We start from the raw sequence: 13264 nt of genomic DNA, 5'->3' as shown, positions 1-13264 counted from the left end.
CCCCAAACGGTGGATCAGTAGCCGGCCATGCGGCGGTACTGGGCCGCGCGAGCTGCTGCCTGCGATGCCGGCACCAGCGCATAGCCGCGCTGACCCATGCAGGACTCCGCCTCGCGCAGCGCGGCGTTGTCGCCGGGAGCGCGGACGCAGGCGGCGCGATCGGCGGCGAACTGGTCGGCGAGCGCCGGATTGGCGCGGCCGCTCTGGCCGTCCTTGCGGACCCAGGTCAGTGCCTCCGACGACGCCAGTCCCGGCGGCGCCGAGACCTGCACCGGCCGCGGCGACGACACGCAACCAGCCAACGCGACAGCAGCCAGCACTGCGATCACTGCGGGAATTCGATGATTCATGGGAAGTTTTCTCTGTTCAAAGCGTTTCGTTCGGGGGCCGACGCCGGACGCGACGATACATGGACGGCAAAGACTAGCAGCATCACGTCGGAATTGCGACAGAACGGCATTGCTATCCCTCGTCTCTCCCATGCCTCAATGGGAAGGCGCGGTCCCGGTTCCCGCGCTGGCATGCAACGGCATGGCGGCGGGCGCATTGTCGTTCCGGAGCAGGACCGCGCCCCGGCGAACGTGGCCGGCCCCCCGCGTCCGCCGCGACGCTTGATTTCCACCGCCGCGACATCTCGTGTAAAAACAGTATTCCCCAGCGGAAGGAGGCCGGAATGACCGATCTTGCAAGCCGTTTCGTCTGGTACGAGTTGATGACCACCGATACCGGCAGGGCCAAGGTATTTTACGGCTCGGTCGTCGGATGGGGCACGCGCGACGCCTCGCAGCCCCACATGGCCTACACGCTCTTCACCATCGGCGAGCAGCCGATCGGCGGGTTGATGGACCTGCCGGAGCAGGCCCGCAAGATGGGCGCGCCGCCGAACTGGATCGGCTACGTCTCCGTCGCCGATGTCGACGCGGCGGCTTCCAAGGTCACGAGCCTCGGCGGCACCGTGCATGTTCCGCCGACCGATATTCCCGAGGTCGGTCGCTTCGCCGTCGTCTCCGACCCGCAGAAGGCCGCCTTCACATTGTTCAAGCCGCTGCCGATGCAGGGCGACCCGCCGGAGCCGGCCGAGATGGGAACGCCGGGCCATATCGGCTGGCACGAACTCTATGCCGATGACTGGGAGAAGGCCTTCGCCTTCTACGAGGCGATGTTCGGCTGGAAGAAGGGCGAGACGATCGACATGGGCGAGATGGGCACCTACCAGCTCTTCTCGGTCGATGGCGGCCAGGCGGCCGGCGGCATGTTCAACCGGCCCCGCTCCGTACCGGCGACCTTCTGGCTCTATTATTTCAACGTCGACGACATCGACACCGCGGCCGCCCGCGTCGAGAGCGGTGGCGGCAAGGTGCTGAACGGGCCGATGGAAGTGCCCGGCGGCGCCTGGATCATCCAGTGCCAGGATCCGCAGGGCGCGATGTTCGCGCTGGTCGGCGCGCGCGGCCAAGGCCACGCCTGATCGCGAGTCCTCCGGTGACGGCCGGCGCGCCTTCGGGCTCAGCCGGCCGCGCCGGACGCCCGGCTCGCATTGGAGATCTCGATCAGATTGCCGTCGGGATCGCGGAGATAGAGCGAGAGGATCGCGCCCATCGCGCCCGTGCGAAGCACCGGGCCGAGTTCGACGTCGACCCCCACCCGCTCCAGATGCGCCTCGACATCCTCGAGCGGCGTGCTGGCGAGGAAGCAGAGATCGGCCGAACCGGCGACCGCGAACCGCGCCTTCGGCTCGAACTCGTGCCCGACCTTGTGCAGGTTGATCTTCTGGCGCCCGAAGCGCAGGGCAACCCTGTCCTCGGCGAACGTCTCCACCGTCATGCCGAGCGCACGCGCATAGAAATCGCAGGTGCGCTCGATGCTGGCCACGGTCAACACCAGGTGATCCAGATGGTCGATCGCGATCATATCGGGCCTCCCACCAACCGGGACGTGGAGAACTTCTGGGGCAGACAAATACCCAACAACTAGCCTTGCCTCCTAGTACTAATGGCGATATGCGGCACCCGCGCGAGACCCTAAGACAACCTCGAAACCTATACCCTATCCCTATCCTGCTTCACCATATCAATACGCAGCACGATCGTGAAGCAGTTACTTCACACGATCGCGCCTCTCGCAAGATACAACTTGGACGTTTTCTTTCGTTGGGGAATTATCGTCGCCGCACGGGCGTTCTTCTTCACGATTTCGTTCCCGACCCTTCGAGCACTGGAAGCGGGCGGTTGAGAAGGTCTAGATGGCGGCGTTCCCACCTCCGATCGGATCGCTTCATGCCAATCCTCCCGAAGTTCAGAACGTCCCTCCCCCGCCTGGCGGCCGTGGCCGTCGCCATCGCCTCGGGCTCCGCTTTCGCGGCGAGCGCCGCGACGACGCCCGCGCAGGACAATCCCGGACTGGCGGCGTCCTATACGCTGCAGTCCTTCGATGCGGACGGGAAGACGAGCTATACGCCCATCACCCAGACGTCGCAGAACCCCTACTTCTTCTCCAACTGCTTCGATGCCGCGCATTGCTACAAGAAGGTGCCGGCGGGCGCCGTCGTCTTCAAGGTGCCGTCCGGCTATGGCACGACGCCGAACAGCCACTATCCGCGCAGCGAGCTCCGGGGAAAGACCGAGTTCAAGGCCGGCCAGACGTTCGAATACACGCAGTCCGGCACCGCCTATATCATTGAGAACCCGCAAACCAAGTCGATCATCTTCGCCCAGATCCATGGCGACAAGGTCGGCGGCTCCGAACTGTTCAAGCTGCGCTGGAACGACGGCACGGTCGTCGCCGGGATCAAGACGAATTTCGGCGACAAGGAGAAATTCGACACGCTCTTCAAGGGCGTGAAGCTCAATGAGCCGATCGCCTATACGCTGACGGCTTCGGGCGACAAGACCGGCATCAAGGTGACGCTGAAGATCAGTGCTCACGGCCAATCCGTCGACAGGACCTATGCCTTCCCCCGGAAGAGCTGGGAGGGCATCGCGCTCTACTTCAAGGCCGGCAACTACAACCAGGATTCCACCCGTGGCGGCGCGGATGCCGTTGTCGCCTATGGCGGGCTGAAGGCGAGCTGAGCTGATGTAGTGGCCGCGACGCCGATCCGGCGTCGCGGCGACGCGGTTCGCATCAGCCGCGCGCCTCGGGCGGTGTCGTCATGCGCTGGAAATGCGCGAGAAGGTCCATCGGCAGCGGGAAGACGATGGTCGAGGTCCGCTCGCCGGCGATATCGTGCAGCGCGGCGAAATAGCGAAGCTGCATCGCCTGCGCCTCTCCAGCCAGGATACGACCCGCCTCGACGAGCTTCTCCGCCGCCTGCTGTTCGCCCTCCGCATTGATGACCTTGGCGCGACGCAGGCGCTCGGCCTCGGCCTGCTTGGCGATGGCGCGCACCATGTTGTCGTTCAGGTCGATGTCCTTGATCTCGATATTGGCGACCTTGATGCCCCAGGGTTCGGTCTGCCGGTCGAGGATCGACTGGATGTCGGCATTGAGCCGGTCGCGCTCGACCAGCATCTCGTCGAGCTCGTGCTTGCCGAGCACCGAGCGGAGCGTCGTCTGCGCCAGCTGGCTGGTCGCGGCCATGAAGTCCTCGACGCGGATGATGGCGCGTTCGGGATCGATGACGCGGAAATAAAGCACCGCATTGACCCGGACCGGAACATTGTCGCGCGAGATCACATCCTGCGGCGGCACGTTGTGGACGATGACGCGGAGATCGACCCGCACCATCTGCTGCGCGAACGGCACCAGGACGATCAGCCCCGGCCCCTTGACGCCGGTGAAGCGGCCGAGCGTGAAGATGACGCCCCGCTCATATTCCCGCAGGACGCGGATGGCCGCCATCAGGAAGACGATCGCCAGCACCAGGATGATCAGATACGGCACGTAGATCAGCGTCATGGACGTTCTCCATCGGGTTCGGCCTCGTCGCCGGCCTTGCGGCGAACCGAGAGATCGAGGCCGTCCATCGCCACCACCTCGACACTCTCGCCGGGCGCGAGGGTCTCGGTTCCGCGCGCGCTCCAGCGCTCGCCATGGGCGAAGACATGGCCGGTCGCGCCTTCCCAATCGATCACCTCCGCCGTCATGCCAGGCATCGCCTCGCCGCCGACCAGGGCCGGGCGGCTGCGGATGCGCCAGAGCGCCCGGCCGGTGAGCGCCGACAGGCCGAAGACGAGGATGGCGACGGCCCAAAGGATCGGCCGCGACAGGGTGAAGCCCGGCGCCTGCACGCGCAGGAGCATGGCGGAGCCCAGCAGGAAGGAGACCAGCCCGCCGAGCCCGAGCACGACGGTCGGATTGAAGACCTCGATCGCCAGGAAGACGAGGCCGAGCAGCATCAGCGCCAGGCCGGTGTAGTCGATCGGCAGAAGATTGAGCCCGTAGAAGCCGAGCAGCAGGCAGATGGTGCCGACCGTGCCGGGGGCGATCAGGCCGGGGCTGACGAACTCGAAGATCAGGCCGTAGACGCCGGCCAGCATCAGGAGCACCGCGATGTTGGGATCGGTGATGACGGCGAGCAGGTGGATCAGCCAGCCGGGATCATAGCGCTCGATGGCGATGGCGCCGGTGGCGAGCGTGCGATGCGCGCCGCCCGTAACCTCGACCGTCCGGCCGTCGATCCGCCGCAACAGGTCGGCCTCGTCGCGGGCGACCAGATCGATCGCGCCGGCCTGAAGCGCAGCATCGGCGGAAAGGCTCGCCGCCTCGCGCACCGCCTTCTCGCCCCAGTCCGCATTGCGCTTGCGCAGTTCCGCCAGGCTTCGGATCAGCGCGACGGCATCGTTGGTCGCCTTGGCCGACTCGACGTCCCCGCCCGTCTTCGGTGGCGGCGCGTTCGGCGGTCCGCCGCCCGCCGGCAATCCGGGAATGGGCGTGCCGAGCTCGACCGGCGTCGCGGCGCCGATATTGGTGCCGGGCGCCATCGCGGCGATGTGGGTCGCGTAGAGGATGTAGGTGCCGGCGCTGGCGGCATGCGCGCCGGAGGGCGCGACATAGCCGACGACGGGAACCGGCGAGGCGATGAGATCGGCGATGATCTCCCGCATGCTGGTCGCGAGGCCGCCCGGCGTATTCAGGCGAAGGATCACGACTTCCGCGCGCCGGGCCTCCGCGACCGCCAGGCCTTCCTTGATTTCACGCGCGGCTGCCGGGCCGATCGCGCCGTCGACGTCGACCGCGAGAGCCACGCGCGGCGCGTTCCCGGCTTCCGGAGGCGGATTTTGCGACGCGACCGGAAGCGGGATCGAGGCGGCGGCGACAAGGGCCGCGAACAGGGCGATGCGTGCAGGTTTCACGCTCAGGGCTCCCTGTACAACATATGGGTGCGGAGCGCTGCCGCTTCCACATCATCGCGCCCGCGCCGGAAGCGGCGGGATCGGACGCGCGAAAATCGGGATCGCCCGGCCGCCGCTTCTGCGCTAAAGTGTCACAGCACGGGTCGCGGCGCGGCCGACCGAAAGGCATGTCCGGGCCAGGACTGGTGTTCGCTCAACTGGGGGGCAGATCAGGAGAGCACGTTCATGGCCGCGAATATGAGTGACTATTCGGCCCATTCGCATCTCATCACCGGATCGACGTCGCCGGACAGCAGCATGCCGGTCGTCCGCCACATCACCATCCAGGACATCCGCGACGCGCTCAGGGAGGGATGGGACGATTTCTCGGCCTACCCGACGCACGCCATCTTCCTGATCGTGATCTATCCCGTCGTCGGCCTGTTCATCGGCCGCGCGGTATTCGGCTCCGACATCCTGCCGCTGCTGTTTCCGCTGATGGCGGGCTTCGCCCTGCTCGGACCCTTCGCGGCCCTCGGGCTCTACGAGCTGTCGCGCCGGCGCGAACAAGGCCTCGACGTCTCGTTGCCGAAGATCCTGGAGGCGCGTCATTCGCCGTCGATGGGCGCCATCCTGATGCTCGGCATCGGCCTGATGGTGATCTTCTTCGTGTGGGTCGCCACGGCGCAGGCCATCTATGTCGCCAATTTCGGCTATGCGGCGGCGGCGTCGATGCCGGACTTCCTGCACCGCGTCCTGACGACGCCGGCAGGCTGGGCGCTGATCCTCGTCGGCAACGGCGTCGGCTTCCTGTTCGCCCTGCTGGTCCTGACGATCAGCGTCGTCTCGTTCCCGCTGCTGCTCGACCGCGATGTCGGCCTGGCGCCGGCGATCCTGACGTCGATCCGCGCCGTCCTCGCCAATCCCGGCCCGATGGCGCTCTGGGGCCTGATCGTCGCCGTCAGCCTGGCGCTCGGCTCGATCCCGCTGTTCTTCGGGCTCGCCGTCGTGCTGCCGGTGCTCGGCCATGCGACCTGGCACCTCTACCGCAAGGTCGTCGCCGCGCCCGTTCCGGAAGTCGCCCCCGAGCGGCCCAATCGCTGGACGCCGTAAACCAGGCCCTGGATCATCTCGTCATTTCCTCGAAGCGATGAGATGATCCAGCCTTCCCGCGTGAGCGCGCCCGCCTCGCATGGACGGCATTCATTCGTGCCTTTTCGTGCGGAACGCTCTAGCCGCGCCGGCCGCCCTCGCGCTTCCAGACGTCGAGCGGCTTGATGTCAGGCGACTCGGCATTGGCCCGGACCCAGCTGTCGACCACCCAGCGCTTGCCGCTCGCCGTCTCGACGATCGTCGCCGTGTTGTGCGGGTAGCGGCCGTCGAACAGGACGCCGCGGCTGGCCGATGGACCGACCGTATGGTGGCGCAGCCAGCCATGCCGGGCCAGGAGCTTCAGCAGCGTCGTCGTGTTGGTCATCTCGTCGACGCAGTCGAGCTGCGACAGCGGCGTGTAGACACCGAAATCGCCCTTGGCGCGGTCGCTCGACGTGCCGGTCTGCGCGCCGGCCTTGCGCTCGTACCACTGGTCGGCGCGCGAGATGGCGGCCCGTTCCGCCGTCGCGCTGCCGCGGCCGCTGTCGAGGATCCGCTTCAGCGCGTTCAGATCCGCGACCGAAAAGGTCACCGGCGATCTCATGCGGCAGCCATAGCCGTGGCAGTACCGAATCTTGACCGGCTGCAAAGCCTCGGCGGCGACCGGTCCGGCCAGCGCCAGAATCAGCCCGGCGGCGATGCCACCGAGGGCGCTTCTTTTCGACATTCCCGGAATTCCCCCATGCGGATCGCTATCTGAGGTTGGCCGATTGCCACCTGACCGCGACCGCATCCTGCCCCGATGCAACCGATTTGGGCAATATTGCGGTGCAACATTTAATCAGAAGCGATTGTTGCCCTGCATCATGCGCAAGACAGCCATGCGAATTCTCGCAGTGCTCCTCTCCGGCGCCTTCTCCTATATTCGGGTCAACAAGGACGGCGGGACCGAAACAGAACTTCCCCGCTGCCCCAAATGTCCGATTGTCCGAAGGAATATGACCGTGGCCGTGAACATCCTCGCTTCCTACAAGAACTGGCGCAAGTACCGCGAGACCTACAGCGAGTTGATGCGCCTGACCAACCGCGAACTCAATGACCTTGGCATCAATCGCGGCGACATCAGCCAGCTCGCCAAGCAGTCTGCCGGCTACTAAGCCAATACAGAATTCGCCTGGAACGAACCTCCTCCCTCGTTCCCCGCGATACGGCGCCAGCGAACCTCCTCCCTCGCGAAGCGCCACCCAAAGAGAACGCCCGTCGACCTCCTCCCCGACGGGCGTTTTCTTTTGTCCGGGCTTCTTCGCGCTTTGCGCGGTTGTCCGAACGGTTCCGGCGCAATAATCTCCGCGCCATGAAAACAGATCCCATTCACATCATCGGTGGCGGTCTCGCCGGCTCGGAAGCAGCCTGGCAGGTCGTCAATCGCGGCATTCCCGTCGTCCTGCACGAGATGCGTCCCGTGCGGGCGACCGACGCGCACAAGACGGACGGCCTGGCCGAGCTCGTCTGCTCCAACTCGTTCCGCTCGGACGACGCCGAGACCAATGCGGTCGGCCTGCTGCACGCGGAAATGCGGATGGCGAATTCGCTCATCATGCGCATGGGCGACAGCAACCAGGTGCCCGCCGGCGGCGCGCTCGCCGTCGACCGCGAAGGCTTCTCGCAGGCTGTCACCAAGGCGCTGGAAGACCACCCGCTCGTCACCATCGACCGCAGCGAGATCGACGGCTTGCCGCCGGCCGAGTGGGACAATGTCATCGTCTCGACCGGCCCCCTCACCTCGCCGGCGCTCTCCGAGGCCATCCGCGGCCTGACCGGCGCCGACGCGCTCGCCTTCTTCGACGCCATCGCGCCGATCGTCTATTTCGATTCGATCAACATGGACGTCGCCTGGTTCCAGTCGCGCTACGACAAGGTCGGCCCCGGCGGCAACGGCGCCGACTACATCAACTGTCCGATGGACGAGGCGCAATACAACGCCTTCCTCGACGCGCTGATCGCCGGCGACAAGGCCGACTTCAAGGACTGGGAAGCCTCGACGCCCTATTTCGACGGCTGCCTGCCGATCGAGATCATGGCCGAGCGCGGCCGCGAGACGCTGCGCTTCGGCCCAATGAAGCCCGTCGGCCTCACCAATCCGCGCAACCCGACCGTCAAGGCGCATGCCATCGTCCAGCTGCGCCAGGACAATGCGCTCGGCACGCTCTACAACATGGTCGGCTTCCAGACGAAGCTGAAGTATGGCGCGCAGACCGACGTGCTGCGCATGATCCCCGGGCTCGAGAACGCCCAGTTCGCGCGCCTCGGCGGCCTGCACCGCAACACCTTCCTGAACTCGCCGAAGCTGCTCGATCCGCTGCTGCGGCTGAAGGCGCAGTCGCGGCTGCGCTTTGCCGGCCAGATCACCGGCTGCGAGGGCTATGTCGAATCCGCCGCCATCGGGCTGCTGGCCGGCCGCTTCGCCGCCGCCGAGCGGCTCGGCGAAGTGCCGGTGCCGCCGCCCGCCACCACGGCCTTCGGCGCGCTGCTCGGCCACATCACCGGCGGCCACCTCGTCGACGAGGAAGCCGGCAGCCGCTCGTTCCAGCCGATGAACGTGAATTTCGGCCTGTTCCCGCCGGTGGAGATCCCGAAGGAGCCGGGCGTCAAGCTGCGCGGCACCGACAAGACCGTCGCCAAGAAGAAGGCGCTGACGGCCCGCGCCCGCGCCGACGCCTCGGCCTGGCTGAACGGCCATGCCTCGGTCGCCGCGGCCGAATAAACCCAATGCCGGCGCATGGCATTGCCGAATGCGCCGGCACTCCGTAAGGTAACGTCCATCTACCCATGCCCGAGCCGGGCATTCGCATGCGCTAGAACCGCCACAACGGGGAAGCCAGACATGCAGTCCGATGTGCGTTCCGGGCGTCGCCGATGACGCGGCGCTTTCTCCTGATCCTGATCAAGCCGTCGCATTATGACGACGACGGCTATGTGATCCGCTGGCATCGCTCGATGATCCCGTCCAACTCGCTGGCGAGCCTCTATGGGCTTGCCGCCGATTGCGAGGATCGCAAGGTGCTCGGCGAAGACGTCACGCTCGACGTCCGTGCGATCGACGAGACCAACACGCGCGTCCGCGTCGAGCGGATCGTCGAGGAGTTCCGCCAGAACGGCAATTTCGGCCTGGTCGGCCTCGTCGGCGTCCAGTCCAACCAATATCCCCGCGCGCTCGACCTCGCCCGTCCGCTGCGCGAGGCCGGCATTCCGGTCGCGATGGGCGGCTTCCACGTCTCGGGCTGCCTCGCCATGCTGCCGGACCTGCATGTCGACCTGCAGCAGGCGCTCGATATCGGCGTCAGCCTGTTCGCCGGCGAGGCGGAGGAGCGGCTGGACCGCGTGCTCCTCGATGCCGCCGCCGGCACGCTGGAGCCGCTCTACAACTACATGAAGGAGCTGCCGAGCGTCGAAGGCACGCCGCCGCCCTTCCTGCCGGCCGGCTATGTCGCCCGCACGCTGGGCGGCAACACCTCGTTCGACGCCGGCCGCGGCTGCCCGTTCCAGTGCTCGTTCTGCACGATCATCAACGTCCAGGGACGTAAGTCGCGCCGCCGCTCGCCCGACGACATAGAGAAGCTGATCCGCGAAAACCTCGCCCAGGGCATCCACAACTACTTCATCACCGACGACAATTTCGCCCGCAACAAGGACTGGGAGATCATCCTCGACCGCATCATCGCGCTGCGCGAGAAGGAAGGCATGTGGATCGGCCTGATGGTCCAGGTCGACACGCTCTGCCACAAGATCCCGAACTTCATTTCGAAGTGCAAGCGCGCTGGCGTCAGCCGCGTCTTCATCGGGCTGGAGAACATCAACCCCGACAATCTGATGGCGGCGAAGAAGCGGCAGAACAAGATCACCGAATACCGGAAAATGCTGCTCGACTGGAAGCACGAGGGCATCATCACCTATGCCGGCTATATCCTCGGCTTCCCGAACGACACGCCGGAAAGCATCCGCCGCGATATCGGCATCATCCAGCGCGAGCTGCCGCTGGATATCCTCGAATTCTTCTTCCTGACGCCGCTGCCCGGTTCCGAGGACCACCAGACCCTGCACCGCAAGGGCGTGGCGATGGACGCCGACCTCAACAAATACGACCTGGAGCATGCCGTCACCGGCCACAGCCAGATGTCGCAGCAGGAATGGGAAGGCATCTATCGCGAGGCGTGGCGGCTGTTCTATTCGCCGGAGCACATGGTGACGATCCTGCGCCGCGCCGCCGCCACAGGCGTCCGGACCAAGAGCATCCAGAAGCTTTTGATGTGGTTCTCGACCTCTGTCGACGTCGAGAATGTGCATCCGCTGCAGGGTGGCGTCATCCGCTTCAAGGACCGGCTCGACCGCCGGCCCGGCCTGCCGATCGAGCCCGCCTGGCGCTTCTATCCGCGCCATGCCGCCGAGACGGTGGCCAAGAGTGCGAAGCTGCTCTGGCTCTTCGCCCGGCTCGAGCTGAAGCGCCGGCGCATCGAGGCCGATCCGGCGAAGAAAGCCTATATGGACGCAGCCCTGTTGCCGGTCGCGGACGACGAGACCGAGACGCTGGAGATCTTCAACCAGAACGAGGCGGCGCGCGGCGCGGTCCGCCACGCCCACCAGATCGACATCCTGACGCACGGCACGGCGTGAGGGGCAGTCAGCCGCTCTCGCCTAAAACGTCCCCTTCCGGGCCGCGCGCCAGAGCCACCATTGGCGCTTCCATTGCGGCGGGTCGATTACCGTCTTGAACGGGGCGTAGTCGGAGCGATCCATCAGCGCCAGCGTCGGCTCGACGAGCGCGACCGGCAGGAAGGCCGGCAGTGCGACGCGATCGATGCCGGCGAGGGCCGCCCTGCCGGCGGCGAGATGGCGCCGGGCCGTGGCGCGCAGCTCCGCCAGCAGGCGCAGCAGCGCCGGTGTGGTCTTGCCGACGAAGATGTCGGCCGCCTCGACGCCGTGGCGCGCCATCAAATCCGCCGGCAGGAAGAGCTGCTGGCGACGGGCGTGATAGGGCAAGGCCCGCATCAATCCGGTCAGCGCCTGCGCGACGCCGGCATGGCCGGCGGCCTCGGCCGTGCGCGGATCCTGCCCCCCTGCCAGCACCAAGGCGCCGAGCTGGATCAGCGCCGACGCCGTCTCGCCGGCATAGCCCTCGAGATCGGTCAACGTCGGCATCGGATCGTTGTAGAGATCGAAGATATGCGCGGCGACGAGATTGTCGAAGGCGGCGCGCGGCAGATCGTTGAGGCCGATCGTTTCCAGAAGCGCCGCCGCGACGGGATGGCCCGCCACATCGCCGCGCGCCTGGCCCGCCAGCACGTCGCGCCACCATTGCAGGCGGATTTCGCCCGGCATCGGATCGCTGACGAGCTCGCGCACCCGCGTGACCTCGAGGTTGAAGGCGTGCAGCGCGAACAGGTAGCGCCGCCTCGCTTCCGGCGCGAACAGATCGGCCAGGAAGCGATCGCGATCGTGCGCGCGCACTTCATCGGCGCAGAGGGCGAAGACATCCATGATGAAAACCGATCAGAGAACGACGAGCGCCGCCGCGACGGGGCGGCCTTCGGCGAGCAGGATATTGTAGGTCCGGACCGCCGCTCCGGTCGGCATCACCTCGAGCCCGATGCCGCTCTCCTTGAGTCGCTCGCGCAGCGGCTTCGGGATGACGCCGATGTCCCGGCCGCAGCCGATGACGAGCAAGGCGACATCGGCTGCCTCGGCGATGACATCGGCGAGCGATTCCTCGGTGATCTCGGCAACATCCGTCACCGGCCAGCCATAGATTCCGCTGGGCAGGCAGAGCAGCGAGCCCGGATGCGACATCTCGGCGAAGCGGAAGACCCCTTCGCCGTAGACGTCGATCGGAACCTGCCCCGGGAAATGCTGGGGCCGGAGCGAATGCGATGGTCGCGTGAAGAGCGCCATGCCGATCAGGCCTTGCTGGCCGCCTCCGCATCCTGCTTCTTGGTCATCTGATCCTGACGCAGGCCGAAATAGATCAGGATCGGCGCCGCAACGCAGACCGACGAGAAGATCGCCGCGAGCACGCCGAAGATCATGGCGGCCGTGAACGACTGGATGACCTCGCCGCCGAAGAAGTACAGCGAGAACAACGCGATCAGCGTCGTCACGGTCGTGATGATGGTACGGCCGAGCATGTCGTTGATGGCGCGGTCGATCAGGTCGCCGATGCCGATCTTCTTGTATTTCCGCATCGTTTCTCGAATGCGGTCATACACGACGACCGTGTCGTTCAGCGAGTAGCCGATCGTGGTGAGCACCGCGGCGAGCGAGGTCAGGTTGAACTCGTGCTGCGTCACCACATAGAAGCCGAACGTCATGACCACGACGTTGGCGGCCGAAATGAACGATCCGACCGCGAACTGCCATTCGAAACGGAACCAGACATAGACCGCGATCGCCGCGAAGGTGACGAGCAGCGCCATGGTGCCGTTGAACGCCAGCTCGCCCGAGACGCGCGGACCGACAATCTCGGTGCGCCGGAACTCCGCCTCGTCGGCGAGCGCGGTGCGGATCTTGCTGATCGCCGCCTGCTGCGCCTCCTCGCCGCCGTCCTGCTGACCCATGCGGATCAGGATCGAGTCGTCGGCGCCGATCGTCTGCACCTGCACGTCGCCGAGGCCGAGGCCGTTCAGCTTGGAGCGGAGAGCGCCCATGTCCGGGTGCTCTTCCTTGGTCTGGATCTCGATGACCGTGCCACCGAGGAAGTCGATGCCGTAGTTCGGGCCGATGGTGAAGAACAGCACCACCGACATGATCGACAGGAACGCGGCGATCGGAAACGTCCACTTCCGCATCCGCATGAAGTGAATGTTGGTGTTGTCCGGGACGATACGAAAATGTGCCATTTGTTTCGC

General features: G+C 66.1%; 14 protein-coding genes. 6 read left to right on the top strand and 8 right to left on the bottom strand.

Annotated elements, in window-relative coordinates; genetic code table 11:
* Nucleotides 1-14: 14 nt before the first annotated feature.
* Nucleotides 15-290, bottom strand: coding sequence for a hypothetical protein (locus AC6HZP_RS11435; RefSeq protein ID WP_497526646.1), 276 nt, complete (start codon nt 288-290; stop codon nt 15-17).
* A gap of 383 nt (nt 291-673) precedes the next feature.
* Here AC6HZP_RS11435 and AC6HZP_RS11430 point away from each other — a divergent pair, with 383 nt between their 5' ends.
* Entirely contained in the window at nt 674-1468 is a 795-nt protein-coding gene (locus tag AC6HZP_RS11430) for a VOC family protein (RefSeq protein WP_497526645.1), read from the top strand.
* Between the two features lie 38 nt (nt 1469-1506).
* Here AC6HZP_RS11430 and AC6HZP_RS11425 read toward each other — a convergent pair whose 3' ends face one another.
* Nucleotides 1507-1911, bottom strand: a complete 405-nt coding sequence (locus AC6HZP_RS11425; protein ID WP_497526644.1) for a VOC family protein — start codon at nt 1909-1911, stop codon at nt 1507-1509.
* A 365-nt stretch (nt 1912-2276) separates the two neighbouring features.
* Here AC6HZP_RS11425 and AC6HZP_RS11420 point away from each other — a divergent pair, with 365 nt between their 5' ends.
* Nucleotides 2277-3071, top strand: a complete 795-nt coding sequence (locus AC6HZP_RS11420; protein WP_497526643.1) for a polysaccharide lyase family 7 protein — start codon at nt 2277-2279, stop codon at nt 3069-3071.
* Between the two features lie 52 nt (nt 3072-3123).
* Here the strand turns inward: AC6HZP_RS11420 and AC6HZP_RS11415 are convergent, their stop codons facing one another.
* Both AC6HZP_RS11415 and AC6HZP_RS11410 read right to left on the bottom strand, forming a co-directional pair.
* Nucleotides 3124-3897 (bottom strand): slipin family protein, encoded by a 774-nt coding sequence (locus AC6HZP_RS11415; protein WP_201403669.1) that lies wholly within the window; start codon nt 3895-3897, stop codon nt 3124-3126.
* Nucleotides 3894-5294: an NfeD family protein gene (locus AC6HZP_RS11410; RefSeq protein ID WP_497526642.1), complete on the bottom strand. Its 1401-nt coding sequence runs from the start codon at nt 5292-5294 to the stop codon at nt 3894-3896. The genes AC6HZP_RS11415 and AC6HZP_RS11410 overlap by 4 nt, the downstream gene beginning before the upstream one ends.
* 237 nt (nt 5295-5531) lie before the next feature.
* Here AC6HZP_RS11410 and AC6HZP_RS11405 point away from each other — a divergent pair, with 237 nt between their 5' ends.
* Nucleotides 5532-6386 (top strand): DUF2189 domain-containing protein, encoded by an 855-nt coding sequence (locus AC6HZP_RS11405; protein ID WP_497526788.1) that lies wholly within the window; start codon nt 5532-5534, stop codon nt 6384-6386.
* Nucleotides 6387-6504: 118 nt separating this feature from the next.
* Here the strand turns inward: AC6HZP_RS11405 and AC6HZP_RS11400 are convergent, their stop codons facing one another.
* Nucleotides 6505-7092: a hypothetical protein gene (locus tag AC6HZP_RS11400; RefSeq protein WP_497526641.1), complete on the bottom strand. Its 588-nt coding sequence runs from the start codon at nt 7090-7092 to the stop codon at nt 6505-6507.
* Between the two features lie 283 nt (nt 7093-7375).
* Between AC6HZP_RS11400 and AC6HZP_RS11395 the strand changes: the two genes are divergently transcribed.
* From AC6HZP_RS11395 to AC6HZP_RS11385, 3 genes are all read left to right on the top strand, one after another.
* Nucleotides 7376-7522 carry a YjiS-like domain-containing protein gene (locus AC6HZP_RS11395; RefSeq protein WP_201404423.1) on the top strand — a complete coding sequence of 49 codons (147 nt, stop codon included), beginning with the start codon at nt 7376-7378 and terminating at the stop codon, nt 7520-7522.
* 197 nt (nt 7523-7719) lie between these two features.
* On the top strand, nt 7720-9129 hold the full coding sequence (gene trmFO, locus AC6HZP_RS11390; RefSeq protein ID WP_497526640.1) for a methylenetetrahydrofolate--tRNA-(uracil(54)-C(5))-methyltransferase (FADH(2)-oxidizing) TrmFO: 1410 nt from the start codon (nt 7720-7722) through the stop codon (nt 9127-9129).
* Nucleotides 9130-9281: 152 nt separating this feature from the next.
* Nucleotides 9282-11036 (top strand): B12-binding domain-containing radical SAM protein, encoded by a 1755-nt coding sequence (locus AC6HZP_RS11385; RefSeq protein ID WP_497526639.1) that lies wholly within the window; start codon nt 9282-9284, stop codon nt 11034-11036.
* 21 nt (nt 11037-11057) lie between these two features.
* Here the strand turns inward: AC6HZP_RS11385 and AC6HZP_RS11380 are convergent, their stop codons facing one another.
* From AC6HZP_RS11380 to secF, 3 genes are read right to left on the bottom strand one after another with little or no spacing between them, the layout of a single operon-like run.
* Entirely contained in the window at nt 11058-11900 is an 843-nt protein-coding gene (locus tag AC6HZP_RS11380; protein ID WP_497526638.1) for a phytoene/squalene synthase family protein, read from the bottom strand.
* Nucleotides 11901-11912: 12 nt separating this feature from the next.
* Nucleotides 11913-12311 carry an Mth938-like domain-containing protein gene (locus AC6HZP_RS11375; RefSeq protein WP_497526637.1) on the bottom strand — a complete coding sequence of 133 codons (399 nt, stop codon included), beginning with the start codon at nt 12309-12311 and terminating at the stop codon, nt 11913-11915.
* A 5-nt stretch (nt 12312-12316) separates the two neighbouring features.
* Complete coding sequence (gene secF, locus AC6HZP_RS11370; protein ID WP_201403663.1) at nt 12317-13255, bottom strand: protein translocase subunit SecF; 939 nt, start codon at nt 13253-13255, stop codon at nt 12317-12319.
* Nucleotides 13256-13264 lie beyond the last annotated feature (9 nt).

The organism is Kaistia sp. SLG-1 (genome assembly GCF_059699055.1).
Note: the sequence above shows the minus strand (reverse complement) of the source record. Positions and strands in the feature narration are given on the sequence as shown.

Excerpts from the sequence above, each read along its gene's own strand:
- AC6HZP_RS11415 (WP_201403669.1), bottom strand. The coding sequence starts at position 3,897 with ATGACGCTGATCTACGTGCCGTATCTGATCATCCTGGTGCTGGCGATC.
- AC6HZP_RS11405 (WP_497526788.1), top strand. The coding sequence starts at position 5,532 with ATGAGTGACTATTCGGCCCATTCGCATCTCATCACCGGATCGACGTCG.
- secF (WP_201403663.1), bottom strand. The coding sequence starts at position 13,255 with ATGGCACATTTTCGTATCGTCCCGGACAACACCAACATTCACTTCATG.
- AC6HZP_RS11430 (WP_497526645.1), top strand. The coding sequence starts at position 674 with ATGACCGATCTTGCAAGCCGTTTCGTCTGGTACGAGTTGATGACCACC.
- AC6HZP_RS11400 (WP_497526641.1), bottom strand. The coding sequence starts at position 7,092 with ATGTCGAAAAGAAGCGCCCTCGGTGGCATCGCCGCCGGGCTGATTCTG.
- AC6HZP_RS11425 (WP_497526644.1), bottom strand. The coding sequence starts at position 1,911 with ATGATCGCGATCGACCATCTGGATCACCTGGTGTTGACCGTGGCCAGC.
- AC6HZP_RS11380 (WP_497526638.1), bottom strand. The coding sequence starts at position 11,900 with ATGGATGTCTTCGCCCTCTGCGCCGATGAAGTGCGCGCGCACGATCGC.
- AC6HZP_RS11385 (WP_497526639.1), top strand. The coding sequence starts at position 9,282 with ATGACGCGGCGCTTTCTCCTGATCCTGATCAAGCCGTCGCATTATGAC.
- AC6HZP_RS11420 (WP_497526643.1), top strand. The coding sequence starts at position 2,277 with ATGCCAATCCTCCCGAAGTTCAGAACGTCCCTCCCCCGCCTGGCGGCC.
- AC6HZP_RS11375 (WP_497526637.1), bottom strand. The coding sequence starts at position 12,311 with ATGGCGCTCTTCACGCGACCATCGCATTCGCTCCGGCCCCAGCATTTC.
- trmFO (WP_497526640.1), top strand. The coding sequence starts at position 7,720 with ATGAAAACAGATCCCATTCACATCATCGGTGGCGGTCTCGCCGGCTCG.